Annotated in this window: 22 protein-coding genes, 1 tRNA gene and 1 other RNA gene; 9 read left to right on the top strand and 15 right to left on the bottom strand. The window is 38.3% G+C overall.

The features are described 5' to 3' along the window. Positions 1 to 18: 18 nt before the first annotated feature. Positions 19 to 1,290, bottom strand: a complete 1,272-nt coding sequence (locus tag ACICP9_RS01845; protein WP_084028719.1) for an MFS transporter — start codon at positions 1,288 to 1,290, stop codon at positions 19 to 21. A gap of 102 nt (positions 1,291 to 1,392) precedes the next feature. Then, positions 1,393 to 1,641, bottom strand: a complete 249-nt coding sequence (gene rpmE / locus ACICP9_RS01840; protein WP_071662484.1) for a 50S ribosomal protein L31 — start codon at positions 1,639 to 1,641, stop codon at positions 1,393 to 1,395. 308 nt (positions 1,642 to 1,949) lie between these two features. Between rpmE and ACICP9_RS01835 the strand changes: the two genes are divergently transcribed. The 3 genes from ACICP9_RS01835 (at position 1,950) to ACICP9_RS01825 (ending at position 5,902) form a co-directional block, all read left to right on the top strand. After that, complete coding sequence (locus tag ACICP9_RS01835; RefSeq protein ID WP_071662485.1) at positions 1,950 to 2,468, top strand: acyloxyacyl hydrolase; 519 nt, start codon at positions 1,950 to 1,952, stop codon at positions 2,466 to 2,468. A 220-nt stretch (positions 2,469 to 2,688) separates the two neighbouring features. Then, positions 2,689 to 4,950 carry a DNA topoisomerase IV subunit A gene (parC, locus tag ACICP9_RS01830; protein ID WP_395498380.1) on the top strand — a complete coding sequence of 754 codons (2,262 nt, stop codon included), beginning with the start codon at positions 2,689 to 2,691 and terminating at the stop codon, positions 4,948 to 4,950. 19 nt (positions 4,951 to 4,969) lie between these two features. Then, the gene (locus ACICP9_RS01825) at positions 4,970 to 5,902 is read left to right on the top strand and encodes a DMT family transporter (RefSeq protein ID WP_395498378.1); all 933 of its coding nucleotides are present in this window, start codon (positions 4,970 to 4,972) and stop codon (positions 5,900 to 5,902) included. A gap of 156 nt (positions 5,903 to 6,058) precedes the next feature. On the opposite strand, the gene ACICP9_RS01820 is transcribed toward ACICP9_RS01825, so the two are convergent. After that, positions 6,059 to 7,528 carry an ankyrin repeat domain-containing protein gene (locus ACICP9_RS01820; RefSeq protein WP_395498376.1) on the bottom strand — a complete coding sequence of 490 codons (1,470 nt, stop codon included), beginning with the start codon at positions 7,526 to 7,528 and terminating at the stop codon, positions 6,059 to 6,061. A 281-nt stretch (positions 7,529 to 7,809) separates the two neighbouring features. Continuing rightward, positions 7,810 to 9,459: a protein-disulfide reductase DsbD gene (gene dsbD, locus ACICP9_RS01815; protein WP_395498374.1), complete on the bottom strand. Its 1,650-nt coding sequence runs from the start codon at positions 9,457 to 9,459 to the stop codon at positions 7,810 to 7,812. 397 nt (positions 9,460 to 9,856) lie between these two features. On the opposite strand from dsbD, the gene fis reads away from it, so the two are divergent. From fis to ACICP9_RS01800, 3 genes are all read left to right on the top strand, one after another. Next, positions 9,857 to 10,144: a DNA-binding transcriptional regulator Fis gene (gene fis / locus ACICP9_RS01810; protein WP_084028721.1), complete on the top strand. Its 288-nt coding sequence runs from the start codon at positions 9,857 to 9,859 to the stop codon at positions 10,142 to 10,144. Positions 10,145 to 10,207: 63 nt separating this feature from the next. Next, the gene (locus ACICP9_RS01805; RefSeq protein ID WP_395498371.1) at positions 10,208 to 12,079 is read left to right on the top strand and encodes a DUF3413 domain-containing protein; all 1,872 of its coding nucleotides are present in this window, start codon (positions 10,208 to 10,210) and stop codon (positions 12,077 to 12,079) included. A gap of 214 nt (positions 12,080 to 12,293) precedes the next feature. Beyond that, positions 12,294 to 12,370: transfer RNA gene (locus ACICP9_RS01800), tRNA-Met, on the top strand. A 49-nt stretch (positions 12,371 to 12,419) separates the two neighbouring features. Here ACICP9_RS01800 and radA read toward each other — a convergent pair. Beyond that, positions 12,420 to 13,808 carry a DNA repair protein RadA gene (gene radA / locus ACICP9_RS01795; protein ID WP_395498369.1) on the bottom strand — a complete coding sequence of 463 codons (1,389 nt, stop codon included), beginning with the start codon at positions 13,806 to 13,808 and terminating at the stop codon, positions 12,420 to 12,422. Next, positions 13,801 to 14,373, bottom strand: a complete 573-nt coding sequence (gmhB, locus tag ACICP9_RS01790; RefSeq protein WP_395498367.1) for a D-glycero-beta-D-manno-heptose 1,7-bisphosphate 7-phosphatase — start codon at positions 14,371 to 14,373, stop codon at positions 13,801 to 13,803. The genes radA and gmhB overlap by 8 nt, the downstream gene beginning before the upstream one ends. 81 nt (positions 14,374 to 14,454) lie before the next feature. Here gmhB and ACICP9_RS01785 point away from each other — a divergent pair, with 81 nt between their 5' ends. Further along, positions 14,455 to 14,886, top strand: coding sequence for a hypothetical protein (locus ACICP9_RS01785; RefSeq protein ID WP_395498365.1), 432 nt, complete (start codon positions 14,455 to 14,457; stop codon positions 14,884 to 14,886). Here ACICP9_RS01785 and ACICP9_RS01780 read toward each other — a convergent pair. Genes ACICP9_RS01780 through ACICP9_RS01760 form a run of 5 tightly spaced genes read right to left on the bottom strand, consistent with a single transcriptional unit; the run spans position 14,876 to position 20,941 of the window. Beyond that, the gene (locus ACICP9_RS01780; protein ID WP_395498363.1) at positions 14,876 to 16,078 is read right to left on the bottom strand and encodes a UbiH/UbiF/VisC/COQ6 family ubiquinone biosynthesis hydroxylase; all 1,203 of its coding nucleotides are present in this window, start codon (positions 16,076 to 16,078) and stop codon (positions 14,876 to 14,878) included. The two genes, ACICP9_RS01785 and ACICP9_RS01780, sit on opposite strands and share 11 nt — an antisense overlap. Then, complete coding sequence (locus tag ACICP9_RS01775) at positions 16,075 to 17,781, bottom strand: NAD-dependent malic enzyme (protein WP_395498361.1); 1,707 nt, start codon at positions 17,779 to 17,781, stop codon at positions 16,075 to 16,077. The genes ACICP9_RS01780 and ACICP9_RS01775 overlap by 4 nt, the downstream gene beginning before the upstream one ends. A 1-nt stretch (position 17,782) precedes the next feature. Continuing rightward, entirely contained in the window at positions 17,783 to 19,042 is a 1,260-nt protein-coding gene (locus ACICP9_RS01770) for an FAD-dependent monooxygenase (RefSeq protein ID WP_395498359.1), read from the bottom strand. Then, positions 19,039 to 20,337 carry a Xaa-Pro aminopeptidase gene (pepP, locus tag ACICP9_RS01765; RefSeq protein ID WP_395498357.1) on the bottom strand — a complete coding sequence of 433 codons (1,299 nt, stop codon included), beginning with the start codon at positions 20,335 to 20,337 and terminating at the stop codon, positions 19,039 to 19,041. Before pepP ends, ACICP9_RS01770 begins: the two co-directional genes overlap by 4 nt. A 25-nt stretch (positions 20,338 to 20,362) precedes the next feature. Further along, positions 20,363 to 20,941, bottom strand: a complete 579-nt coding sequence (locus ACICP9_RS01760; protein WP_395498355.1) for a UPF0149 family protein — start codon at positions 20,939 to 20,941, stop codon at positions 20,363 to 20,365. 211 nt (positions 20,942 to 21,152) lie between these two features. On the opposite strand from ACICP9_RS01760, the gene ssrS reads away from it, so the two are divergent. Further along, positions 21,153 to 21,351, top strand: a non-coding RNA gene (gene ssrS, locus ACICP9_RS01755) — 6S RNA. 17 nt (positions 21,352 to 21,368) lie between these two features. Further along, positions 21,369 to 21,956 (top strand): 5-formyltetrahydrofolate cyclo-ligase, encoded by a 588-nt coding sequence (locus ACICP9_RS01750; RefSeq protein WP_395498353.1) that lies wholly within the window; start codon positions 21,369 to 21,371, stop codon positions 21,954 to 21,956. Positions 21,957 to 21,971: 15 nt separating this feature from the next. On the opposite strand, the gene dacB is transcribed toward ACICP9_RS01750, so the two are convergent. The 4 genes from dacB to dnaB all read right to left on the bottom strand — a co-directional run bounded on the left by dacB (position 21,972) and on the right by dnaB (position 26,429). After that, complete coding sequence (gene dacB / locus ACICP9_RS01745) at positions 21,972 to 23,432, bottom strand: D-alanyl-D-alanine carboxypeptidase/D-alanyl-D-alanine-endopeptidase (protein WP_395498351.1); 1,461 nt, start codon at positions 23,430 to 23,432, stop codon at positions 21,972 to 21,974. 141 nt (positions 23,433 to 23,573) lie between these two features. Then, positions 23,574 to 23,984: a hypothetical protein gene (locus ACICP9_RS01740; protein ID WP_395498349.1), complete on the bottom strand. Its 411-nt coding sequence runs from the start codon at positions 23,982 to 23,984 to the stop codon at positions 23,574 to 23,576. After that, positions 23,962 to 25,068: an alanine racemase gene (alr, locus tag ACICP9_RS01735; protein ID WP_395498347.1), complete on the bottom strand. Its 1,107-nt coding sequence runs from the start codon at positions 25,066 to 25,068 to the stop codon at positions 23,962 to 23,964. Before alr ends, ACICP9_RS01740 begins: the two co-directional genes overlap by 23 nt. Further along, positions 25,065 to 26,429 carry a replicative DNA helicase gene (gene dnaB, locus ACICP9_RS01730; protein WP_071662503.1) on the bottom strand — a complete coding sequence of 455 codons (1,365 nt, stop codon included), beginning with the start codon at positions 26,427 to 26,429 and terminating at the stop codon, positions 25,065 to 25,067. Before dnaB ends, alr begins: the two co-directional genes overlap by 4 nt. Positions 26,430 to 26,452: the final 23 nt, after the last annotated feature.

The following is a 26,452-nucleotide window of genomic DNA, read 5'->3' as shown; positions in this document are numbered from 1 at the left end:
TGCTGCCTGACACATTTTTTAAGCAGAATATCGACCTATCCCGCGTGTTTCTCTTAAAAAGATAGCTAATACTGCAACAATAACAAATGCAACGGGAATAATAGATAATGCATGTTGAAAACTTTCGATTGAAAATGCCATTAAATTTCCCCTAACGTGTGTACCTGTAGATACATCTAAAATTTTTCCTATTAAGGGCTGGAATAAAGCACCTCCAGACATCACTAACAAGTTAGTCAACGCGATAGCCGTCCCCGCTAAACCTGCAACATTAATTTCTCGAGCAATAGGAAAAATAATAACTTGTGCAGAACTACACAGACCAAAAATAAATAATACAAGCCCCAAACAATGGTGAACCATAAACGGAAAATAAATAAGTAACGTAAATAATGCCGAACCTAATAAAGCACCTATAATAATGGGACGACGTCGATTACCAATTTTTTCTGAAATCCAACCCATTAAGGGACAACCAATAGCCCAACCTAAAAAAATAAAAGACACTTTCGCTGCGGCAGCAGAATTCGATAATCCATAAACCCGAATTAAATAAGGGATACCCCATACTTCTGCAAACGCAGAAAGTGATAAATAAAGTAGGGCCCCTATAACCCCCACTAACCACATTTGTGGATTCCTACATAGTTTAAAAACAGCTTGAAAAAACTCTTTATAATTTAACACTGGGTCAATAGGCTCGTGTGTGGTTTTCACCTTTTTTGTTGCCGGTATGAAATACCATAAACATATAGTTAATACTATCCCTATTGCCGCTGCAATATGGAGTGTGACGGTAGATCCTAAGGCAAATACGAGCTTTGATAAAACGATATCTCCGGTCATTGCCCCGATCATTCCTAAAGAAGTTGCCATCCCTGCAATAAGAGCAAAGCGTGACGGAGGAAACCATATCGCAGCCAGTTTAAGCACACCTACAAAAGCGAATGCTGAACCAAATCCTACTAAAAAACGACCTACTTGTGCGGTAGAAAGATAATGATGGGAAAATAAATAGGTTCCTATGGCACACACTAAACAGGCAAAAGCCAATAACTTCCGGGGGCCGAATCTATCCATCATGATGCCTACGGGTAGTTGCATCGGTGTGTAAGCGTAGTAATAAAAAGCCACTAAATTTCCGAATGCCGCACCACTGATATTGAACATTTTTAGTAAATCTTCCGTCATTACACTAGGCAAGATTCGCAAAAAATATTCATAACAGTAAAAAAGAGCCCCTAAGCCACATACCAACCAGGGAAAAAGGTCAATACGTTTTCTCGGCATAATCATACCCCCAGAGTAATAGAAATAAGCAGTATAGGCACGCGAATTAAAAATTAACGGTAATTGTAATTTTTAAGCAAGCCAAACTAAAATAGGATTAAACTAAGCCGCTTCTTTTGGGACAGACTTATCTGCAGCCTTAAGAGTGTGTTTACCGTATTTTTGTTTAAATTTATCAACACGGCCACTGGTATCAACAATTTTTTGCTTACCTGTGTAAAAGGGGTGGCATTTTGAACATACTTCTATAGTAAGAGCAGGCTCACCTAAAGTAGAACGAGTTTTAAAACTATTACCACAACTGCAAGTAACAGTGACTATGTTATAGGATGGATGGATATCTTGCTGCATAATAATTTTTATATCCCTTGAATAGAATGAGGGCGGCATTATAACAGAACAAATTATAAAACAAAATTTTTGGGGAAAACCATCGCCGAATACATTCTTTTCAATCCTAAAAAGTAAGTAATTTATGTACAAAAATTGATATTAGAATGCCTTATATTGACCTAAGCGGTGTAATCTATAAAATCGAGCCAAAAATAGGTTTATAATCAAACAAAATTAATGTGAAGGAGTGTGCTTAATTGAAAATCGTATGGATTAAAAAAAATTGTCTCTTTTTTCTATGTAGCAGTTTCATACTCATTAGCTTGATGACACAAAACAGCCATGCCTCAACCTATGGACTACAAGTAGCTTATGGAACAGGTAAACCTGACCAGTTAAGAGGGTACCGGGTGGCCATGCAACAATTTTGGCCATGGACGGGCTTCTCCCAATCTCCTATGAATTTAACCGGCTACTGGGACCTCAGCTATGCTAATTGGCATACTCATCCCCCTCTTGCGAGTCAACCTCGATCTATTAGTATTGTGGCCCTATCACCCATTATACGCCTACAAAGCCGGGAAAATTGGCTGTTAGCTGCCCAAACTTATCTCGAGCTGGGTGTAGGTGCTAGTTGGCTTTCTAACAATCATTTGGGGCATCGAAATTTGGGCAGTCAATTTGCCTTTCAGGATTTAATGGGTTTGGGTCTACGTTGGCGAAAAAGTGCAACCTCGATATGGACCTTTAGCTATCACTATTTACATTACTCAAATGCCAGCTTATTTCCTCCCAATCAAGGAATTGATGTCAAGCATTTATTTACACTAGGTTATGAGTTTTAAGCACTTATAATATCTCTCGTATTTGAAAATACTTTTCGTCCCCTTTAATGAACTATGCGCACTGAAGACTTATTTTCAAAAGATTTTTTAAAAACTATATTGTAAAATATCGTGAGCATCTTATACTGCACAAACTGTTCTTAAATGCCATCCAATACGCACGCTTTCAAAAAGAGCGAGCGTCAATGAACTAGGGATCTTTTTTAGAGGCTATAATGCAATGGCCAAAAGCAAATCACCACCCCAACATTCAACCATTGAACATCAAGCGCTACGCCTTTTCACAGAAAAGGCTTATCTTGATTATTCCATGTATGTCATTCTTGACCGAGCCTTACCACACATTGGCGATGGTTTAAAGCCTGTACAACGACGCATTATTTATGCCATGTCTGAATTAGGATTAACAGCACTTGCGAAATATAAAAAATCAGCACGAACCGTCGGTGACGTCTTAGGTAAGTTTCACCCACATGGTGATAATGCCTGTTATGAAGCAATGGTATTAATGGCACAGGCTTTTTCTTATCGCTATCCACTTATTGATGGCCAAGGTAATTGGGGATCCCAAGATGACCCCAAATCGTTTGCCGCCATGCGTTATACCGAATCGCGTTTAACACGTTATGCACACGCTTTACTCACCGAATTGTCCGATGGCACGGTCGATTGGCTGCCTAACTTTGATGCAACCCTAGAAGAACCTAAATTATTACCCGCGCGTTTACCCAATATCTTATTAAATGGTGGATCAGGTATTGCAGTGGGTATGGCGACGGATATCCCATCACATAATTTAATCGAGGTAGTCAACGGCTGCATTCGCTTATTAGACGAACCAAACACCACATTAGCAGAACTTTGTGAGTTGGTTATCGGGCCTGACTTCCCTTCTGCGGCAGAAATCATTACTCCACGCGCTGAGATTAGTCATATTTACCAACAAGGCCAAGGCGCCATTCGTGCCCGTGCAGTTTATACCGAAGAAAAAAACCAAATTGTCATTACCGATCTCCCTTATCAAGTATCCGGCGCCAAAATCATTGAACAGATTGCTGAGCAAATTCGCGATAAGAAATTACCACTGGTAGAAGATTTACGTGATGAATCGGATCATGAAAATCCAACTAGGCTGGTGATTGTACCCCGATCGAATCGAGTGGATAATGATACCTTGATGACCCATTTATTTGCAACAACAGACTTAGAACGTAGTTATCGTATTAATCTTAATATGATAGGTCTTGATGGGCGACCTAGGGTTAAAAATTTACTCGTCATATTACAAGAATGGTTAGAATATCGACAAGCTACCGTAAGAAAACGTTTAGAGTTTCATTTAAATAAAATTTTACATCGTCTTCATCTTTTAGAGGGTTTTTTAATTGTCTATCTGCATATCGATGCAGTCATAAAAATGATACGGCAATACGATGATCCCAAAATCCAGTTAATCAAGCGCTTTAAATTAAGTGCTACTCAAGCCGACGCCATTTTAGAAATACGTTTACGACAATTAGCCAAACTAGAAGAAATCAAATTGCAAACAGAACAAGAAAACTTAATCGCAGAACGTGACAAAATTCAGAAAATTTTGTCTTCTAAAGCACAATTGAAACGCCTTATTCGATCCGAATTGCAAGAAGATGCGAAACTCTATGGTGACAAACGTAAATCACCGCTCGTTGAACGTAACGCCGCGCAAGCCATGCAAAAAACTGAAATCATTCCCTCCGAACCCATGACGGTTATCTTATCGACTCGGGGTTGGATACGTGCGGCAAAAGGTCATGATTTTGATGTCAGTGGTTTAAATTTTAAAGCGGGCGACTCCTTAAAAGCAACGCTACTTGGCCGCAGTAATCAATCGCTTGCTCTCATTGATTCAACCGGACGTAGTTATTCAACCTCGATACATACGCTTCCTTCCGCACGAAGTTCCGGAGAACCTTTAACAAGTCGCTTTAATCCCCCCACAGGTGCTAATTTTGAAGGTATGATTACCGGAAATCCTGAACAGTCTGTGTTAGTCAGCGCTGATGCCGGCTATGGCTTTATTACCCAATTATCTGAATTGTATTCTAAAAATCGTAATGGAAAAGCATTATTAAAATTATCTCCTCATGCTCAAGTCCTACCCTTATTAAGCGTAGATCAGATTGATTCTAACTATATCGCATTAGCTACCAATACAGGTTACTTATTAATTATTTCTGCACAAGAGTTACCGATATTGGCGCGTGGGAAAGGTAATAAAATGATGCAAATTTCCCCTAAAAAACTCGAGCAACGTGAAGAATTTATAAATAAAATAGCTATCTTACCTTCAAAAAACAGTAAGTTAAGGCTAGTTTCTGGAAAAAAACAGTTTATTTTGAAAGGCTCAGATTTGGCCAATTATATTGGAAAAAGAGGACAGCGCGGCCATAAATTACCACGCGGTTTACAAAAATTAGATACCTTAACAATCGACTTAACCTGAATAATGATGAATTTTAATAATGAATAAAAATATAAATTATTGTTTGTTTTTCTTACTCGCCGCTTTTTGGAGCGGTTCATTTGTTGCGATTAAAGCGGTGGTATTACAGGTTCCTCCTTTCTTTGGCGCCATGCTGCGCGTAGGTTTAGCGTTAATATTCTTAAGTCTTATTTTTTGTTTTTTAAAAAAAAGCGTCGCTGTCCCTTTTAATTTACGCTGGCGCATTTGGATCATGGGGCTTTTTTCTCAAGGACTTCCTTTCTTCTTCTTGTTTTATGGTGAACAACATATTTCACCTGGTTTAGCAGGTATTTTAAATGGAACCGTACCCATTTGGACATTAATATTTAGTTTAACTTCCCCCAAAACCAGAAATTTTTCATTCTTAAAGTGCATAGGTTTATTCACCGGTTTATTAGGTATCTGTATTATTTTTTGGCCCTTACTGGATTTTAATACCGCACATTCTGCCTTATTAGGTACCGCCTCTGTATTACTCATGGCCATCAGTTATTCAGTCGGTAATTTACTTAATCAACATATGTTATCAGGTCAAACTAAATTAGATTTTTATGCCAACCTCTATCATCAGCATTGGGCCAGTCTTATCTTTCTAATGCTGGTATCACTGTTATTCGAACACTGGCCGAGCAGTAGTTTATTATTGCATACACCTATTATCTGGGTGGCAAGCATCTACATGGGTTTATTCTCCACTGCAATAGCTTGGATTATCTATTATCATTTAATTCGCGAATGGGATGCAGTACGTGCAAGTGCGGTGATGTATATCGTTCCTATCATGGCTATACTTTGGGATTTTGTTTTTTTTCACAATCGCCCGCAATGGTCAGAAGGCTTAGGCATAATAGCCATTTTATTTGGTGTGGTATTAATTCAATGGCCTAAAAATTTACCTAAGTCACTTATCTATTTTATAAAAAATAAATAGTAATTTAGTTAAACCATTTAAGCTGGATACAACTAAAAGGCAAAATAGCCGCAGAAAATAAAACTTTAGCTTATGCTTTAAGTCTTAAGTAACTAAGGTTATATTGCCTCATAGTGGCTTGCTCTATTTAACTTAAATAAAAAAATTGCTCGCAAACTAAAATGTTTTGGCTGTTACGTTAGACTCAAATGTATTTATAGAATCAATAATTCGATCCTCCCGTTCGCGACGTTCACTATCAATAACATTAGTATTTGATTTTTTTCTTGGTTTTTTATTAAATAATGTACTTGCTAAAAGTAATGTCCCATTGGCATTGCTATTATTCACTCCCCTATTATCCGCTAGGTGTGTTTCAGACATTGAACTCAGGTTGAATCCCCGAGCTTCAGCCTGCGCAGCGAGAGGATTGGTTCTAAAAAATCCCGTTGCATTCACCAAAGGCGCAAGCGACTCATTTAATTCACTCATAGCAAAAAGATCACTTTTTAATGCGGATACTTGCTCTCTGGAAGAAGTATCATGAGTTTTATGGCGTTGCCTTTTCTCCTGATCTGGATTTAATAACTCTCCATTTTGTTTTAAGAGATAATTACCTAGTTCTGCAGGATTATCTTGATGAACCCGATGAAGGCGAAAATTATCTTTATTATTTACAGATTTTATCTTGGTAACTTGCTTCAAATAGTGAACGAGATTATTATCTCCAATTTCTATTGCAATATCTATAGGCGTAGACTCATCATTATTTTTAACTTCGGTACTTGCGCCTTGCGTAAGCAAAGATCTAACAAGCTTAATATTCTCAGTTTCCACTGCCATATGTAAAGGAGTACTTCCATCAACATTTTTAGCTTCTATATTAGCACCTTGCGTAAGCAAATATTTAACCAGCCTAATATTCTCAGTTTCCACTGCCATATGTAGAGGCGTATTTCCATCACTATTTTTAGCTTCTAAATCTGCCTTGTTATCAAGAAGGTATTTTATAAGGTTTGTGCGATTATTTGAAACGGCTAAATGTAGTAACGTATTATTTTCATTATCTTTTACCGATAAATCTATTTTTTTCTCATTAACAAGATACTTAACTATTTTTGTATTACCGTTCTTAATCGCTAAAGATAAAACGGTATCACCCTCATTATTTTTAGCTTCTACATTGGCACCTTTAGAAATAAGAAACGCTATTATCTGGAAATGACCATTTTTAACCGCTGAAAGTAAGGGAGAATTCCCCTGGATATCTCTGCTTTCCAAATCAAGCCCCTGAGTAAGAAAATACTTAACTAATTTGAAGTGACCATTCCAGGCAGCCGCATGCAACAATGTCTGATCATAGTTATCTTTAGTGTTTAAATCAGAACCTTGCCCAACTAAATATTCCACACTCTTTAATTGGCCTTCCCAGGTAGCATAATGTAGTGGTGTACTTCCATATTTATTTTTGTTTTCCATCAAACTAGAATCTTTAGTGACTAAATTTCGAACTGCGTTTAAATCGCCTAAAGCCGCAGCAACATGTAATCGAGTATTGCCAAAATTATCCGATTCAAACAATTCAGATTCATGAGGTTTCAAGTTGATGGGTGATTGAGAAGTTTTAGATATATTATATTTTTCCATTTAATTTACTCCTATACTTATTATTTAATATTCTTATGAATATTTTTCAATTTAATAAGAAAGTTTATTTTTACATAAAACCACTCGATCATTCAACTTTTCTTTACTATTTCATGTCCATTTTAGTCAATTATTTTTATTATTTTATAAATAAAAATTTAGTTACGTTATTTTAATTTTTAATCATTTTAAAAAAGATATTTTACCTCTTACAATCGATCAACTCTCAGTATAAGAGATTATTTTAGGTGAATTGTATTTTATTTCAGAATAGAATCAGTCTATTTGCTCGCTAAAATCTGACGTAAATGATTCGCAAATGTTTGACTTTCTTCTTGTCCAACTATTCGAGAATCTGTTAATTCTTGCCCATTCGGTGCAAAAAATAAAAAAGTAGGGGGGGCAATCACATGAAACTGACGCTCTAAGGCTCTATCTTGGTGATCGTTCGCAGTGACATCTGCTCTTAACAAGACAAAATGTGACATTAAGGATTTAACTTGCGGTGCAGTAAAGACGACCCGTTCCATTTCCTTACATGATAAACACCAATCCGCATAAAAATCGACTAGCACGAATTTATGCTGTTGTTTTGCTTGTATTAAGGCGTGTCTTAAACCAGAAATACCTTTAATTGTTTGAAAATTATTGGTTTCAGCGCTTACGACTTGATTAGGATGAAGTAGGCGAAAGGGTCGGGAATTGCTGGGAATGATTCGTGCAAGCAGCCACGCCGCCATAACCAACATCAGTATACCTAAAACAATTTTAATTCCATTCATCCAAGGCCCTGATTTAGGCAACCATTTACCTGCCGAAGTTCCAATAACTAATAAAGGCACACCTGAACCCAAACCCAAAACAAATAAAGCAAGTCCACCCAGTATGGCATTACCGGTATTGCCAATATAGGTTAATACGCCAACTAAAGGTGCGGTGACACACGGAGAAATAACTAACGTGGACAAACAACCCATCAAAGCTACGCCAATATAATTACCTCCTCGTTGACGATTCGTGATATGAATCAGCTTTTCATGCCAACTGGCAGGCAGGCGTAACTCATAGAAACCAAATAAAGAAAAAGCGAGCGCAATAAACAACGTACAAACAATAATAATAACCCATGGACTTTGTAAAAATGCTTGTAAATAACTACCTGCTAAACCAGCAAAAACACCCGCTACCGCATAAGTAAGTGCCATAGCCAGAACGTAAGTTATTGACAAACTAAACGCTTTAGCCGTCGTCAATTGCTTTTGACCTAAAATGATAGCGGATAACACTGGAATCAACGGCAAAACACAAGGAGTCAGCGATAATAATAAACCAAACCCAAAGAAACTAATCAGTGTCCAAAAAATATTATGATTGGCTAATAAGCCTAAAATTCTACTTTGTTCGCTGGCCATTTTTTTAATTCCTTGACCTTGATTTTTTGTCAAAGAATTCTGGCTTAAGTCTGTGCTATTTTGATTAGTTTCGGTAATAGGCATTCCAGCAGAAGTTAAGCTTATGTGTTTAACTATAGGCGGATAACAAAAACCCGCTATGGCACAACCTTGATAGTGGATTGCCAAATCAAGATTTTTATCGGGGAAAGGATTAATAAATTTTAATAACGTAACCACATGCCCTTGGTAAACTTCGTATTTCCCAATAAATTGATTATGCTTAACGATCCCCTTAGGAAAAAACACTGACCTTATATGTATAGGCGCACTGTCAAAATGTATTTTACTCTTATAAAGATAATAACCAGGCTTGATAGTCCAACGTGCCGCCAACGTTTTATTATTTAAACGCTGCACTGAAACTTGAAAAACCTGATCAACGGGTAAAGGCTGTTGCATGGCATAAGCATTTAATATTCCTACACCCAAACTCAAACTAAATAATAAAACTTTTAAAAACTTAATAAAATTAAACAAAATAGTTCTTCCTATAAGTTAATTATGAGTATCAAGTACTAATATTAAATAGATCTTTTTTCCAAGCAATTTTTCTAAGAGGTATCGTCATTTAACACGGTGAGGGGGCATAAAGGCGTGGTTTTTCTGTGTTTCGTTACTCACCTACTCAAGTATACTGCGTTACAATAGTCGAAAAATCTATGCTTTCTGTCTCATCCTCACCACGTGTGACGATGCAGCCGAAAATCTCACAAAAAAAACAATATTTCGTAAAATATTTAAGAAAAATTAGGGCTTAATCTTACTTAGAGACTAAGAAATTCAAAAAATCCGCCAAAAGACGCTTGTCGCAACCTCTTAGCTACTATATTATGGAAACTCCTCTGACCTAGTCAAGTCTCAAAGGATAATGTATATGCAAAATGCACTCGATCAACTTCCTGTTCTACCTATGGTGGCTAGCGCTGGCGCACCTCAACAGCCGTTAAAAACTTATGTCGAACAGGCTTTAGAAAATTACTTTTCACAATTAGATGGAAACTCACCTTCTAATCTTTATGGTCTTGTTTTAGCCGAGGTTGAATCCCCTATGTTAGAAGTGGTATTACGCCAAACTCGCGGAAACCAAACCAAAGCAGCTAAAATGTTAGGTATCAGTCGTGGTACTTTACGAAAAAAACTCAAACAATGTGACCTTTGCTAGATCAAAAGACCAGTAAATAAACCTCTCGTGCAATTATAAAAAAAAATAACAACAAGAAAAAAAATGTCTTCAATAACAAGAAAAATCTATTTTAACTGGATATTTTGGTTTTTCGTTGGAAATGCCTTGTTATTTTGGGGAATTGGCTTGCATTATCTTGCCAGTATTATTCCCTTTCGTTTATCTGTTTCGTCACTCGCTAATCAACTGCTGGCGTGTTTGTTTTTATTCAGTGCATTTTTCGGTCAACTTGGTTTATTTGCTTGTATTGCTGCGATTATCCCCATCTTACTTGCCATTCTTTGTCCTAGAAAAAAACTCATATTTTCTGTTTCAGTTATCCTAGGCTTCTTGTTTGCTTATTTACTTAGCATTGATACATTTGTATTTGGCCAATTCCACTTCCATTTGAATGGTGTTATTTGGAAATTACTAACGGGCGGTGAAGCTAATGAGATATTTGATATTTCCTGGCTAGAATGGCTATTGATAGGATTATTAACTAGCTTATTATTTGCTTTCGAAATAGGTTTAGCCCTATTCATATGGAAAAAATTGCGGCATAAAACCTATACCTTACACTTTCCTGTTGCAATTCTAGCTTGTCTTTTATTTTCCTATTATATGCTTGCACTATTAATCAAAAACTCCACTGCACTTGCACTCAACCAGCAAGCTTACACCCTACCTCTTTATTATGAAGTCTTAGCCGAATTATTACCCGGCAAACAAGCACTGCCTGAATTAGAAAGTCTTTATCGTTCAGATTTTGTCGAAATTAATCATGCTAATCAAAAACTTGACTACCCACTTCATCCGCTCATTTATAAGCCCGTTAAAAAACCAATTAATATTGTCTTTATTCTGATCGATAGTTGGCGTTTCGATATGTTGAATGCTGTCAATACGCCGAATATTTATCGTTTTGCTCAGCAAGGTTGGCAATTTCAACAACATTTCAGTGGCGGAAATGGAACTCAACCCGGTCTATTTTCTTTATTTTATAGTTTACCTGCTACCTATTGGACAGCCACGATTAATCAACATAAAAGCCCTTTGTTTATGGATAAACTACTCGCAGAAAATTACTCTATAGGTATTTTTGCAAGCGCCGAGCTGATCGCACCGCCCTTTAACCAAAATGTATTTGTCGATGTAAAAAATCTAAACACTTCAACTATAGGGCATACCCCTTACGATAGAGATAAGCAAATTACTAAAGAGTTTAAGCAGTTTATTACGCAAACCCCATCACCTTTTTTTAGCTTTTTATTTTATGATGCAGCACATAGTTTCTGTATTGGTAATAGCCCAGTGTCTATTTTTCAACCGAGCATCCCAGTCTGTGATCGTCTCATTTACACGAATCATACGAATCCAAACCCTACGTATAATCGTTACAAAAATGCCTTATACTACATAGACCAACTGGTAGGACAAGATCTGGCTTTACTTAAAAAACGCCATTTATTAGAGAATACACTTGTCCTTATTACGGCAGATCATGGTAATGAGTTTAATGATAATCATCTCGGCTATTGGGGACATGCCAGTAATTTTACTCATTTTCAAACTCAAGTCCCATTGATCATTCATTGGCCAGGACAAAAACCAATGCGGGTAAAGCATATGACGAGCCATTACGATGTGATACCTACTTTACTAAATCGAATCTTTGGCTTGCAAAACCCTTTAACAGATTACAGTGTAGGCCAATCTTTGTTTAATAAGACCCCTCCTCCTTTTTTATTAATTCGTAGTTATACCAATTTAGGGCTGGTAACTAATAAAAAAATTATCACTCTCTTCCCTTCAGGTTATTTTCAAATCCAAAATCTACAAGCTAAGATGCTGCCCAATGAATCATTACCCGTGAAAAATATCTTAGCCGTTTTAGCTTTAACTCAGCGTTATTATGTTAAAGATAAAAATTAAGCCTTTTCTATTTTTTATCACTTGACAGACTCTGTGTGGCTTTAGCACAATAGACGGCCTTTGGCTATGTAGCTCAGTTGGGTGAGCAAGAAAATAAAAAGCGACGCTTTTTCCTTGCGAACGCTCGAAGCAGGATGCGCAGGGCCGGCTTTCAAGCGGAATTGTGTAGCGTAGAAAGGAGCACAGCAAAGTAGATCGAAGTTGAAGAAGTTTAGGCTATGTAGCTCAGTTGGTTAGAGCACAGCATTCATAATGCTGGGGTCGGTGGTTCGAGCCCACCCATAGCCACCAAAAACTAATCCGGATCCTACGTTATTAAAAAAAATCCTATCCCTATAACCTATTTTACACTTTCTACGCTACCCATTTGCCGTGCTATATCCAAGGTTTCAGTTAATTGTGCAACAGGAAATACTGTCATGCCATTAATCACTTGCTTGCTCCTATTCGCTTTAGGAATAATCGCTGATTTAAAGCCGTGTTTCGCCGCATCACGCAAACGTTCCTGACCATTGGGTACTGGACGGATTTCCCCGGACAAACCGACCTCGCCAAATACCAAACAATCTTCAGGAAAAGGTTTATCCCGTAAGCTCGATAACACCGCTAATAAAACCGGTAAATCCGCACTGGTTTCTAATAAACGCACCCCACCCACCACATTAATAAAAACATCTTGATCATACGTCATAATCCCCGCATGCCGATGCAATACCGCTAACAACATCGCTAAGCGATTACCTTCTAATCCTACGGTCACTCGACGTGGATTGCCTAAGTGACTGTTATCAACTAAGGCCTGTACTTCGACCAGTAAAGGGCGACTGCCTTGCCAAGTCGCCGTCACTAAACTACCTGAAACCGGCAAACCGGATCGTGACAATAACATCGCTGAAGGATTGCTAACTTCACGCAAACCTTTTTCGGTCATGACAAATACGCCTAATTCATTCACCGCACCAAAACGATTTTTAACCGATCGTATTAAACGATGTCGGCTATCGGCTTCACCTTCAAAATACAAAACCGTATCAACCATATGTTCTAAAACGCGAGGACCTGCAAGTACTCCATCTTTAGTGACATGGCCCACTAAAAATAAAGCGATACCGGTTTGCTTAGCTAAACGTGTCAATTGCATAGCACTTTCCCGAACTTGACCTACTGCGCCCGGCGCAGACTGAAGTAAATCAGTATGCATGGTTTGGATCGAGTCAATCACTAAAACTTGAGGCTTTTCTTGTAAAGCATGCATTAAAATACTTTCGACTCGGGTTTCAGTGAGCAAGCGAATTTTCTTTTGTGGTAATCCTAAACGCTGAGCACGTAACGCTACTTGCTGCAGTGATTCTTCTCCTGTTATATAAAGCACCGCGTGATGCTCACTTAATTGACAAAGACTTTGTAATAATAAAGTAGATTTTCCGATGCCTGGATCGCCACCCATGAGTATCACAGAACCTGGGACTATCCCTCCCCCCAGCACTCTATCAAGCTCTTTTATCCTTGACGAAAATCGTTCTATCTCACTGAATTGAATACTGTTTAAATCCGTTATTTTTGCATCGGCCGCCGCATAACCTTTAACACGGGGAAAAGTGTGTGAGGAGAGAGGCGCACTTTCTTCTAATATACTATTCCAAGCTTGGCATTCACCACATTGCCCAGACCATTGTAAAAACTGCCCTCCGCAGGATTGACAACTATAAACGCGTTTCGATTTAGACATGCTGTTTTTCCTGTAATAATTGACGCACAGCGCTTAATAGATCAGGAAAAACCGGAATTTCGTCGGCTAGTTCACGATTATTTAACAAGGTTTGTTCCCCATTACCGGTCAACACTAAAATAGGTTGGCAACCGACTTTAAGAGCTGCTTTAATATCTCGCAGAGAATCACCAATAGCGAAAATGCCCCTTAAATCGAGTTGATAATAATCAGCAATTTGTTCAAATAAGCCGATACCCGGCTTTCTACAACAACACTGATCGTCAGGAAGGTGTGGGCAGTAAAAAACCTTATCCACCTGACCTCCCAGCGCTTTTATGCTGCTCAACATTTTTTGATGGATAACCATTAAATCAGCATCGGTGTAAAATCCTCGACCTACACCCGATTGATTGGTTGCCACAGCGATGGTGTAACCTGCCTGACTTAATAAGGCAATGGCTTCTAAACTCCCCGGAATAGGTAACCACTCCTCAGGCGTCTTGATATAGTCCTTAGATTCAAAATTAATCACGCCATCCCGATCCAGGATGATAAATGCAGAGTTTTTAGCATTTTTAGCCATTTTTTACTCCCTTTAAGTCTCTCTTAACATTAAAGACTTATACTTTTCAGATATTTCATTAAAGTTTACAGTATATTTTCCATGGCCATACCACAAACTGAAAAAGAATTAGATGCTGCGTTTCTAACCGCTTGGCAACTAAAAGAAAAAATTAAAGAAAACTATATCTCAAGAACCCGTCATATTCACTTGAAAAAAGATGAAATACAAGAAGAAATCATAGAATTTATAAAATCAAATCGAGAAGTGGTTAAGCGATATATTGAAAACAAAACAACGACTGAAGATATCCTATTAGCTCAGATTATGAAACAATTTAAGGGGATACACAAGACGATAGAATCCTATAAACAACCCCGAAAGTTTTTTCAGAATAATCCAAATAATTTTATTAAGGAAATAGAAAAAAAGCTCAAAGATATTAATGAAATATTTAATATGCTTCACTGGAAATACACCGATATACCCGCTGAATCTATCAAGCTTACGACTGATCCCAGGTTTAACCGCTAAAATTCCCTATCGCATAACGAGTGATAACATTTTTCAAACAAGCTAGATTATTGATAAGACCTAATCCGTACTGGCGCGTTTTCTGTAATATCGGATTGCTAGCGGCAAATAGATATTTAATGCTATCCACACCACCCATCATGACACGATTATGAAAACGACGCTCTCTTTCATAACGGCGTAAAGTATGAAACGCACTTATCGATCGATGTTTCTGCTTTGCCTCGATGATCACCTTTGCTAAACACTGCGCATCAGCCAAACCTAAATTTGCACCCTGCCCCGCTAAGGGATGTAGTGTATGCGCCGCATCACCGATTAAAGCAACACTCGATTTTATGTACTGCTCTGCTTCTTGGATTTTTAATGGATAACTTAAACGTGGACTTGTCGAAGCAATTTGACCTAAACACTGTTCGAAAACTTTGGTTAATTCTCCACAAAAAAGTTCGTCATTTAGCGCTTCCAAGCGTCGTATTTCTTCGGGTGTATTCGACCAAACAATGGAACATTGATGTGCATCTCTTAAAGGTAAAAAAGCCAAAGGACCATTCGCTAAAAAAACCTGTCTTGCTATCTGGTCGTGCGTCAATTCAGTTTGTACCGTTGCAATGAGTGCACGCTGCACATAATCAGTCGCTTTAATTGGCAAATCAGCCCATTGTCGAACTTTAGATTGCTCCCCATCGGCACCGACTAGCAAACGGGTACTTATTTCTCCTCCAGACGCTAATGTAACTACCACTTGATTTTTTTCTATCTGCATATCGACTAATGCATCCGGTGTAAACCAAGTCAACTCACTATTCGTTTTTGCTTGTGTGTGTAGTGCTTGTTCTAAATCATAATTCTTGACGATATAACCTAAACTGGCTTGACCGATATCCGCACTATCAAAAAAAAGATGGGCTGCTTGCCCAGATTCCCATACTTGCATACTACGGAACGGCGCATCGTGTTTTCTGTTGAACCGCTGCCAAACGTTCAGTTCTTGCAAATAATGCTGCGAACCCAAAGTAATAGCAATAACGCGAAGTTGAGAAGTAAGACTGGAGGATATATTAGGAGAAGTATCTTTATTTATTAGGGCGATCTTTAAATCTTGATCCTTTAAGTGACAAGCCAGTGTTAAGCCAACAATACCTCCGCCAACAATAACGATATCATAATCAGTTTGTACTTCTAAAGTCATAATGACTCAGAATATTGATAAGTAACATATTCCGGATACCAAAATTGACGATCGATTTCTTCAGCTAAATCAATCGACTCCGAAATTTTTGCTAATCCTTCCTGGCGCGCTTTAGTTGCTACAGCGAGCGCAATACAGCGACTAATCGCATGTATGTCTTCAAAATTAGGTAATAATGCATTTTTTGTATCGGAAGTTTGGCTAACAAAACGACTTAAGGCTTTAGATGCTTCCCAAAGCATTCCCTCGCTCAAATGCGTCGCTTGAGCTATGACGACACCCAAACCTATTCCTGGATAAATAAGGGCATTATTACACTGTGCAATTGATATTTTTTCACCTTTAAAATCAACTTGACCAAAAGGACTACCCGTCGCAATGAGCGCACGTCCTTCTGTCCAATTGAGTAAATCATCCGGAGTGGCTTCTGATTTCTCAGTAGGATTGGATAAAGGAAAAATAATAGGATCGTCGACCTGTGCAGCCATGGTTTTAACAATCGCTTCAGTGAAAATTCCACCTTGGCCAGAGCAACCGATTAATACCGTGGGTTTAAATTGTTTCACCACATCATACAATTGTAACGTAGTGACTGTTTCACCCATCAAATGTTGTGCATAGGGTTTTTGAAAAATAGTCAGCCCCGACGTTGCATCATGTATCAAACCCTGTCGACCTACCAAATAAAATCGTGATAAGGCTTCTTCTCTAGATAGACCTTGTCGTACCATCCCTGCACAGAGTTGGTCAGCAATCCCGGTGCCTGCTGTTCCAGCACCCACAATAACAACACGCTGTTCAGTTAAAGGAATTTTAGTCCGATGGATAGCAGATAAAAGTGCAACCAAAGTCACCACACCCGTTCCTTGCATATCATCATTAAAAGTACACATTTGGTCATGATAGCGTTCTAAATTACGCCTAGCATTTTCCCGACCAAAGTCTTCCCAATGTAAATAAGCTCGAGGTAATTTTCGTTGTATCGCTGAGACTATGTTTTCTACCATATCATCATATTTTTGACCCGCTAAGCGTGGATGACGCCAGCCCAAATACATCGGATCATTCAGTAATTGCTCATTGTTAGTTCCGACATCGATTTGAATAGGTAATAACCGATTGGGATGAATGCCCGCGCACAAAACATAAACCATCAATTTTACAATACAGATATCCATTCCACCAATCCCTTGATCGCCAATACCTAATACCCCTTCGCCATCCGTCATCACGATAATATCCACTTCGGAATTCAAACGATTTTCCAGGATTTCATCAATATGATCTCTATTTGGATAAGCGATATACAAACCTCTTGGCTGCTGGAATTCATGGCTAAATTGCTCAACGGCTTTTCCAACCGTCGGCGTATACAAAATAGGCAACATTTCAGTTAAATGTTGACTCACTAATTTATAAAACAACACCTCATTCGTATTATGCAAACTACGTAGATAAAGATGCTTTTCTAAATTATTTTCTTTTTTTAAAAATTGTTGATAAACACGTAATTCTTGTTGCTGCAAACTTTCAATACTATACGGTAACTTACCCCGTAATCCCAATTGTTGCCGTTCTGATTCAGTAAATGCGGTACCTTTATTTAACTTAGCGGTAGTTAATAACGCTGAACCCAACGCGTTAGTTTCCAGGTAAAGAACCTTAGCATTTTTTTTATCAATGATGGATCTAAATTTTGGCATACTAATATTCTTCTTTTTGTAAAGTTAAACCACGAGTCAAACCGGGAAGTCGGCCATGAATGCCCATTAAGCGGTGAGACAAATTTCTTTTACAACGTGGAAGTAAATCCATTGCTAATAGACCATTATTGTAAATGAAAGTCAACGGCCCGAAACGGGGCTGCAATCGCGTCAATCGCTCAGTAAATCGGATGATTTGTCGCTGTGCCGTCAAACGTGCATTGAGATACGATTGAGCCAAACTCGCATCAGCCAAATCTTTATGTTGTTGCAAAGCATGTACTATCAAATCTACGCATTCAGCCATATCTTGTAAACCTAAATTTAGACCTTGGGCGGCAATCGGAAGTAAAGTATGCGCGGCATTTCCTAATAGGATCAACCCTGCTTGCGCTTGAGTTGCTGAAATACAACTTTTTAAAGGATAAATCTGTGGTGGAGTATAGTGTAATAGCTTACCAAAACGATAAGAAAAATGTTGTTGTAAATTCTCCAAAAACTCTGACGCCGTTAAATTTTGTAAGGCTTCAATCGTTTTCGGTTCTGAAGTCCAAACTAAGCCTATTTTATTAGCCAGCAAAGGTAAACAAGCAATAATGCCTTGTTTCGTAAAACGTTGATAGGCAATATGTCGATGATGGCGACTAATATCAATGAATGTCGTCAAAGCGGCCTCCGAAGTAGGCCTAATGTTTAAACCAATTTTCAGCAAACTGCGGACAGTAGAGTGTGTCCCATCCGCAGCAATAATTAAACGTGGATAAATAATTTTTTTTTCGTTTTGAAGATGACTGAATACAACCTGCCAAACCCCTTCATGTTGGTTGATTGATTCACAGAGAGCAGGATTATACAGATCTAAAATCCCTTGCGCCCTTTTGCTAGCCTCAGCCTGAAGCAAAGCCTTAGTTAATTCATATCCCAAACGATCCGCAGGGATAACGGCACCTAATTGTGGAACACCCAACTCTTTTGCATTCATTCTCGATTGAGCAAAACAAGCCTGCTGCGAAATATGCACGCTATTAATCGGATTTGCATACATTTCTAAAGCAGTCCATAGATTTAATGTCTGTAAAATACGTAGACTTGCCAAATTCAAAGCGATAGGCTTACTTTGTGCAGGTAAAGCCTCATCGAGGGACTTAAAAGAGGATTGTTCGATCAGCGCGATCCGTAATGGTAAAGAGGATAAAGCTAAAGCGAGACTACTTCCTATGATTCCCGCACCCACGATGAGAATATCGTAATCCTGTTTCATGAGGAGGTTCGCATTATATTTTCAATGTCAGCGATATCTTTGGGTGTTTGAGATGTCAACACTTCACAGGCGTCATGAGTCACTCGTACATCATCTTCAATACGGATACCAATATTCCACCATTTTTTATCAATACTCGGTGCTGGACTGATGTAAATACCGGGCTCTACCGTGAAAACCATTTCCGGTTCTAAACTGCGCCATTTTTTTTCTACTCGATAACAACCCACATCATGGACATCTAAACCTAACCAATGACTACAACCGTGCATATAAAATTTTTGATAACTTTTTTGTTGAATGAGATCACTAACATTCCCTTTCAATAAACCCAAATCTACTAAACCTTGCGTTATACACTCTACACAGATTTTCTGTAACTTGTTCCATGCAACACCTGGTTTTATCAACGCTAGGATCGCTTGCTGAGCTTTTAATACAATTTGATAAATAGCTTTTTGTTCTGAACTAAAACGACCATTGACTGGAAAAGTTCGAGTAATATCGGAGGCATAGTGTTGATATTCGCACCCGGCATCAATTAATACTAAATCACCCGATTTTAACTGAGCACGATTTTCCATGTAGTGTAAAATGCAACTATTTGCTCCACTTGCAACAATATTAGGATAAGCTAAGGCTTGACTCCCTTGTTGGTAAAATTCATAGAGTAATTCTGCTTCTAATTGATATTCATATAAACCTGGCCGACACGCTTGCATTGCTCGCTGATGAGCTTTACTGGAAATATGGGCCGCCTGGCGCAAGCTATCCAATTCAGTTGGACTTTTTCTAAGTCGCATTTCATGAACTGTATTAACTAATTTTTTAGCATACTCCACCGGAGTTTTTTTTAAGCGCGCTAATAACTTATTAATTCGTTCTAAAATTGGGTTGTGCAGTTTTTCATCCCAAAGATGATAGCAAACACGACTTAAATATTTAGGAAAATTCACTTCAAATTGATCGATAGGATAAGCTTCATCCACCCCGAATTCTTCACAAGCTCGTATTTGGCCAATACGTTCACCATTCCAAATCGCAGCGGCTGAGTCCTCTGGACGATTGAATAAAATAAACCTACCAAATTTAGTATTATCAGGTATGAGTAGCGCTATCGCCTCAGGTTCAGGAAATGCAGTTAAATAGTAAAAATCGCTGTTTTGGCGATACGGATACAGTACATCGCCATTCCGTATAGATTCTGGCGCTGCCATTAAAACAATAAGCTCATCGCTCTGTATTTGGGATAATAATTGCTTGCGCCGATGCTGTAATTCCAAAAGATTAAACATAGATCATTAGCAGTAGATGGTCTTTTTAATGAAGATACATAGAGCCTGTACTTCCTTCTACTGAGTAACGAATTAACTCTTCATAAATCAAAGGGATAGCATGAGTAATAAACTCGATTGCTTCATCATAAGCCAGTTTATCAAGTTCAGTTACTTTTAAATGGTTAATTTCAAGCTTGGCAATCTCGGCAATACAATACAAGGCCTCGTGTATAACATCAGGTGTCTCATCTTCAATAGAGCTCCCCCCTAAGCCTAACCCATATAAAAAACCCTCACACCACAAGCTTAAGGCTTCAGCACGTTCTTCTAATTCATGTTGTTCATCCGGCAACAATAATTGAAACGCTTGCAAGCCACTTAACTGACGACAGGCCGCATCATACAAGCCCACAATGGCACCTTGCGATCCCAGCATAAAGGGAGGCCTAGTGCCCAAGCGCTTTAGCAAAATATCGATCAAAAAGCCGCCGTTAAGTTTAGGGCCCACACATACAAAGCCGCATAACATACCATGTATTTCCGCTGGAGAAGTAGCTACTTCTGCTTGCGTCAATAAATGGTAAAAATCATCGAAAGCAGGGGCTTTAGCCTGAGTTTGCATGGGCGTACTCTTTTAAATAAAGTAAGTCTTAACTATATTACCATTCTAAGCAGTGTTAATACAGCTAAGCAAACCTTAACAAAAATAAAATCCGCATAAAGCCCGTCATAATGTAAGGTATTTTCTTTATTCGCGCCAATTTTGCATTAAGACTTAACGTTAAATTTTTTAATTAATAGACAGTAAGCGCTTAAAATAGATTATACTATTCAAGTATCTGACTCAGTCGATAGTTTTTCGATCGATACTTTCATAAAGTCAGGGATAGTTGATTTATTTACGGTGTGCATGCTTGCAGGGTGTGTCGTCATTCAGCGATAATGGCACACACCCTAACAAGAAGCCTAAAGTAGATAGACTTAATCCCACCTGCATCCCAGGATCAGGAAACGAGCTGAGTCAGATATTTTTAATATCATAGGAAGCTATGGATACTCGCCAATTATCTCGTAAGAAATTACAACAGCAGCGAGCCAACCTTACTTTAAACGAACAAAAAATAGCTTCTGCTATCATTACCGAACGGTTAAGTCATCATCCACTATTTTTACAAAGCCGAACGATCGCCGGCTATATAGCCATTCAACAGGAAATTGATCCCTCAGCACTCATTCAAAAAGCCTGGCACAAGAAGCAAACTTGCTATTTACCCATTTTACAAGGACAGCAATTAATATTCTGTGCTTATCAAGCGGATACGTTGTTAAAAAAAAATCGATTTAATATTCCTGAACCTCCTTTATCTTTAGATGCTTGCATTGCGCCTGACGCTATCGATTTAGTCTTAGTTCCTCTGGTAGGCTTTACCGAAAAAGGTCAACGCTTAGGAATGGGTGCGGGTTTTTATGATAGAAGCTTTGCTTTTTTATTACATTCACCTCAATCGATACGGCCTTTTTTACTTGGCCTTGCCTATGAGTGGCAAAAGTTAGCTTCTTTCAATGAAAGAAGCTGGGATGTTCCTTTAAATGCCATTATGACTGAAAAACAAATTTACTTTAGTCAGGTTAAATGAACCATTTTTGTTTCTCTACGAATACATTTGAAATAAATGATCTAAATGTTGGCTGAATTGTTTAAACAAGCTTCCATTTTTATCCTTTTCCGGGGGTGCATTAAACAAGACTGCAAACGCACCTAAGTCACCATTTTGCAATCTAAAATAACCGGCAATGGTATACACCGATTTTGGTACACTTATATGGCCTGTTTTAAAACTTGACCATTGCATCCAAGGATGCTGCGCAGTCATCATCCCACGCCAAATTTTTTGTTGTCCTGGCACAACTAAGCTTCCATAATATATCGGAAAATCACGTTTATTTTTATACATCCCTTCTAACAGAATAATAAGATCTTGGGCCGAAACACGATTTAATGGTGTTAATCCGCTCGCATTTTTGAAGAGGGGTAAACCACCCGCATTCTTAATAAGAAAATGAGTGTTTGCCACCATCGGTTTATAGCTATTAAAAAGTAATTGTGTCGCATCACTTAATTCTACTGATGCAACTAATTTTGTTTGACTGTCTCGCCATAAGTCCAGCATCAACGTATCGGCTATATAATTATTACTATAAAATAGCATGTCCTGCAAAGAATGAATCAGTGGATCACTGTCTAATTGGGTTAACAATCTATCAGTGCGTAATAAAGGCCTTGATTCAACCTTTACGTGACCATTTAAACTGACACCCGATTTTTTTAAAAAGGCTACTAATAAATTTGCAGTAGTTAAATTGGGATCGCCGACAGAACGATAAAGCGTCAATGACTTACTTCGTACACCTAATTGACCGGAAATTATTAAAATTTCTTTTTTATTCTGTGTAACTCGATTAAGTTGAATAGTACTATTTTTTCCAGAAATCGTGTGCACACTGCTTTTAAGGACGACGTTATCTAAAGCATAGGGTATAATTTTTACTATTGCGGCATCACCTACTTTCAAACCCGGTGAAATAGTAACGGCGATGCTTCCAAAATTTGTACCTGATGAAGTAAGTAAACCATTATAGGCTACACTTGAATGAGTTTTTGCTAGGATCCGATCGGGATCGTTTAGAATAACCTTACCAAAATAAGAGGTGTTAACGATTAAATAACCTGTTATTTTATTTAAACCTATTTGTTGTAGATTATTTATTAAGCTCCAAATCTTTTTATTAGTCAATTCCGGATCACCCAAACCATAAAAAACTAAATCTCCGTATAATATGCCCGCTTTAATGTGTCCTCTTATATACACTTGCGTCGAAAAAGTATGTCGATCTCCCCAGTGCGTTAATACACTCGCAGCAATAAAAAGTTTCGTTACCGATGCGGGAATTAAACGTAATTGCTCATTCTTAGCATAAAGGATCTTAGGATGGGTCAAATCAACCATTAGCTCTGAACTTTGAATATTGTCTTCATTAGCCAGTACTGTCGCACAAACAATATAAAAAAATATCAATAAATAGTTTAACAACCCATATTTTTTCTTTTTCATGTGGAATCTATTTGGTGAAGCTCAAAGCATTCATTATTAAGGCTTGAATAGACTAACAGTGATTGGATTTTTGCCCAGTGTCAGGAGGCAGATTGCAAATCAAGCAATAACACAGACAAAAATTCAAATGCGTAGAGTTTATTAATGACTGATAACTTGCCATACTCCTTGGCTATTCCGGCAGGCTATGTAGTTAAAAGAAGGGGGATCAAAGAAACCTCGAATTAACTTTATTTCATAATCTCTACATCCTTGTCCTTCAGGATTAACGAAAATTTCTTTACTAGTAAATACAAATCGAGCACCCGTAGTATCGCTAGTCCAACTAATAAACTGCGTAGGTTGCGCAGTGGCTACTAAATTTTTCAACTTACTATGATCCGTATTTCCCATAAAATGCGCAACAGAAGGATCAACAAAAATATCCTTACTATTATCTAACTGCGGTTCTACTGGTGTTTGCGGTATCTGTACGTGATGACTTGCACAGGCTGTCAAATTTAAAATAAACGTCCCAATGAATAAACATTTAATGATTTTTTTTTGCATCATTTATTTCCTCAATACGCGTACGGACTAACTGTCCTCGATTAATGCCACATAATAATTCGAAACGAAAAGATGACGTGCTTTCTGCTATTTGCTCAATAGGTAAACCCGTTCCCCATAGCACCACGGGATCGCCTATTTTAGCATCCCATTGATTCGACAAATTAACTGTCAACATATCCATAGAAACTTGACCTATCAATTCACTGAGTTTGCCATTCACCAAAATAGGGGTACCACTTTCAGCTCGATGTGGATAGCCATCGCCATATCCTATAGCCACAATTCCTACACGTAATGGTTTAGGAGCGATCCATGTTCCTCCATATCCGACTCTATCGCCTGGTTTTAATTGATGAATTGAAATAATTTCAGATTTTAAAGTCATTACTGGTTTAAGCGCATACTGTACACCCGATGATTCTGAAAAAGGTGACACACCATAGAGTATTAATCCTGGGCGGACCCAGTCGGCATGAACTTTAGGAAAAGCTAAAATCGCAGCAGAGTTAGCTAAACTGGTTGGAAATTGGCATTCTTTAAGAACCTGATCAAAGCGTTTTATTTGGTTTTTAGTCGTTGTATCCTCTGGTTTATCGGCACTTGAAAAATGTGTCATCACACAAACAATATTTAGCCAAGAACAGTGATGGAGCTTTTCTAAAACAGCTTCAAAATCATTCGGTGAAAACCCTAAACGATTCATTCCGGTATTTATTTTTAACCATACGTTAATAGTGGCGGGTAATGGACGTTCGCTCAACCAATTTAGCTGATTGCAATCATGTATGACGGTATCTAACTCATAATCAGTTAATAAAGGAATTTCATCCTTGGAAAACAAGCCTTCCATTAAAACTATCCGTTGCTTTAATCCTGCCTGACGTAAATACAATGCTTCTTCTGAACAGGAAACACCGAAACCCTCGACATCGCTTAGTGCTTTTGCGATAGAAAGTAAACCATGCCCATACGCATTCGCCTTAACCATAGCCAATAATTGGGATTGTGGTGCAATTTCACGTATGCGTTTAACATTATGACGTAGTGCACCTAAATCAAGTTCTACAGTAAAGGGTCTGCTCATGCATAATTCTCAGCATGATAACGTTGCGGAGCAAAATTTTCAAAACGAGTATATTTTCCTAAGAAGGTCAGTCGCACCTTACCGGTAGGTCCATTACGCTGTTTAGCAATAATAATTTCTGCGCTACCTTTATCTGGGCTGCCTTCATTATAAACTTCGTCACGATAAATAAAAATAATCAAATCGGCATCTTGTTCAATCGCACCTGAATCCCGTAAATCAGACATCACCGGTCTTTTATCGGCACGTTGTTCTAAACTACGGTTTAACTGCGACAATGCGATAATAGGCACATCCAATTCTTTAGCTAAAGCTTTTAAACTGCGCGAAATTTCGGATATTTCTGTCGTGCGGTTTTCCTTAGAACCTGGTACTTGCATTAATTGGATATAATCGATAACAATTAATCCTAATGCGCCTTGCTCTTTAGCCACTCTTCGTGCACGCGCACGAACTTCTCCAGGACTTAACGCTGCCGTATCATCAATAAACATCTTTGCTTCTGATAACATGCTGACTGCTGAAGTGACACGAGGCCAATCTTCATCACTTAATTTTCCTGTCCGTATTTTATGCTGATCAATTCGTCCTAATGACGACATCATCCGCATCGCTAATGCCTGACCTGGCATTTCCATGCTAAAAATCAATACGGGTTTATCCCCTTGTATTGCTGCATGTTCTGCAATATTCATGGCAAATGTTGTTTTTCCCATTGACGGTCGGCCTGCAACAATCACGAGATCAGCGGGTTGTAACCCCGATGTCATTTCGTCTAAATCTTTATAAGCAGTGGAGAGTCCCGTGATCACTTGATCGGAATGAAACAAGATATCAATTCTATCGACCGCTTTTGCCAAAAAATCGCTAATTCTAAGTGGACCACTCCCACGTGTGCCTTGATCAGAAATCTGAAATACTTTTCGCTCCGCTTCGTCTACCAGTTCAGTGATCGAACGTCCTTCTGGCATGAAAGCATTTTCAGTGATTTCAGAAGCGATACCAATCAATTGGCGTAAAATTGAACGTTCTCGTACGATATCGGCATAAGCGACGATATTGGCAGCACTGGGTGTATTGCGCACCAATTCAAATAAATAAAGATCGCCGCCTATTTCTATCAATTGATTCGAGCTTTTTAAAGCATCTGTAAGAGTGACTACATCAAAAGGCTTCGCATGATTGGCAAAACTAACAATCGTACGAAATAAGATACGATGTGATAACAGATAAAAATCTTTTTCTTTTAATCTGTCTGCAACTCTATCCCATGCTTGATTATCCAGCATTAATCCACCTAAAACCGATTGCTCGGCTTCAAGTGAATGTGGAGGTAACTTTAGATGATCGGTTTTTTGCATAGCAAGAATTGCCTAAACCATAA

The organism is Rickettsiella endosymbiont of Litargus connexus (assembly GCF_964277335.1).
Lineage (GTDB): Bacteria > Pseudomonadota > Gammaproteobacteria > Diplorickettsiales > Diplorickettsiaceae > Aquirickettsiella > Aquirickettsiella isopodorum.
This window is presented reverse-complemented; position numbering and strand designations above follow the sequence as displayed.

Bases quoted from the DNA above. Each gene is read 5' to 3' on its own strand.
- ACICP9_RS01845 (WP_084028719.1), bottom strand. From the start codon at position 1,290: ATGCCGAGAAAACGTATTGACCTTTTTCCCTGGTTGGTATGTGGCTTA.
- rpmE (WP_071662484.1), bottom strand. From the start codon at position 1,641: ATGCAGCAAGATATCCATCCATCCTATAACATAGTCACTGTTACTTGC.
- ACICP9_RS01835 (WP_071662485.1), top strand. From the start codon at position 1,950: ATGACACAAAACAGCCATGCCTCAACCTATGGACTACAAGTAGCTTAT.
- parC (WP_395498380.1), top strand. From the start codon at position 2,689: ATGGCCAAAAGCAAATCACCACCCCAACATTCAACCATTGAACATCAA.
- ACICP9_RS01825 (WP_395498378.1), top strand. From the start codon at position 4,970: ATGAATAAAAATATAAATTATTGTTTGTTTTTCTTACTCGCCGCTTTT.
- ACICP9_RS01820 (WP_395498376.1), bottom strand. From the start codon at position 7,528: ATGGAAAAATATAATATATCTAAAACTTCTCAATCACCCATCAACTTG.
- fis (WP_084028721.1), top strand. From the start codon at position 9,857: ATGCAAAATGCACTCGATCAACTTCCTGTTCTACCTATGGTGGCTAGC.
- ACICP9_RS01805 (WP_395498371.1), top strand. From the start codon at position 10,208: ATGTCTTCAATAACAAGAAAAATCTATTTTAACTGGATATTTTGGTTT.
- radA (WP_395498369.1), bottom strand. From the start codon at position 13,808: ATGTCTAAATCGAAACGCGTTTATAGTTGTCAATCCTGCGGAGGGCAG.
- gmhB (WP_395498367.1), bottom strand. From the start codon at position 14,373: ATGGCTAAAAATGCTAAAAACTCTGCATTTATCATCCTGGATCGGGAT.
- ACICP9_RS01785 (WP_395498365.1), top strand. From the start codon at position 14,455: ATGGCCATACCACAAACTGAAAAAGAATTAGATGCTGCGTTTCTAACC.
- ACICP9_RS01780 (WP_395498363.1), bottom strand. From the start codon at position 16,078: ATGACTTTAGAAGTACAAACTGATTATGATATCGTTATTGTTGGCGGA.
- ACICP9_RS01775 (WP_395498361.1), bottom strand. From the start codon at position 17,781: ATGCCAAAATTTAGATCCATCATTGATAAAAAAAATGCTAAGGTTCTT.
- ACICP9_RS01770 (WP_395498359.1), bottom strand. From the start codon at position 19,042: ATGAAACAGGATTACGATATTCTCATCGTGGGTGCGGGAATCATAGGA.
- pepP (WP_395498357.1), bottom strand. From the start codon at position 20,337: ATGTTTAATCTTTTGGAATTACAGCATCGGCGCAAGCAATTATTATCC.
- ACICP9_RS01760 (WP_395498355.1), bottom strand. From the start codon at position 20,941: ATGCAAACTCAGGCTAAAGCCCCTGCTTTCGATGATTTTTACCATTTA.
- ACICP9_RS01750 (WP_395498353.1), top strand. From the start codon at position 21,369: ATGGATACTCGCCAATTATCTCGTAAGAAATTACAACAGCAGCGAGCC.
- dacB (WP_395498351.1), bottom strand. From the start codon at position 23,432: ATGAAAAAGAAAAAATATGGGTTGTTAAACTATTTATTGATATTTTTT.
- ACICP9_RS01740 (WP_395498349.1), bottom strand. From the start codon at position 23,984: ATGATGCAAAAAAAAATCATTAAATGTTTATTCATTGGGACGTTTATT.
- alr (WP_395498347.1), bottom strand. From the start codon at position 25,068: ATGAGCAGACCCTTTACTGTAGAACTTGATTTAGGTGCACTACGTCAT.
- dnaB (WP_071662503.1), bottom strand. From the start codon at position 26,429: ATGCAAAAAACCGATCATCTAAAGTTACCTCCACATTCACTTGAAGCC.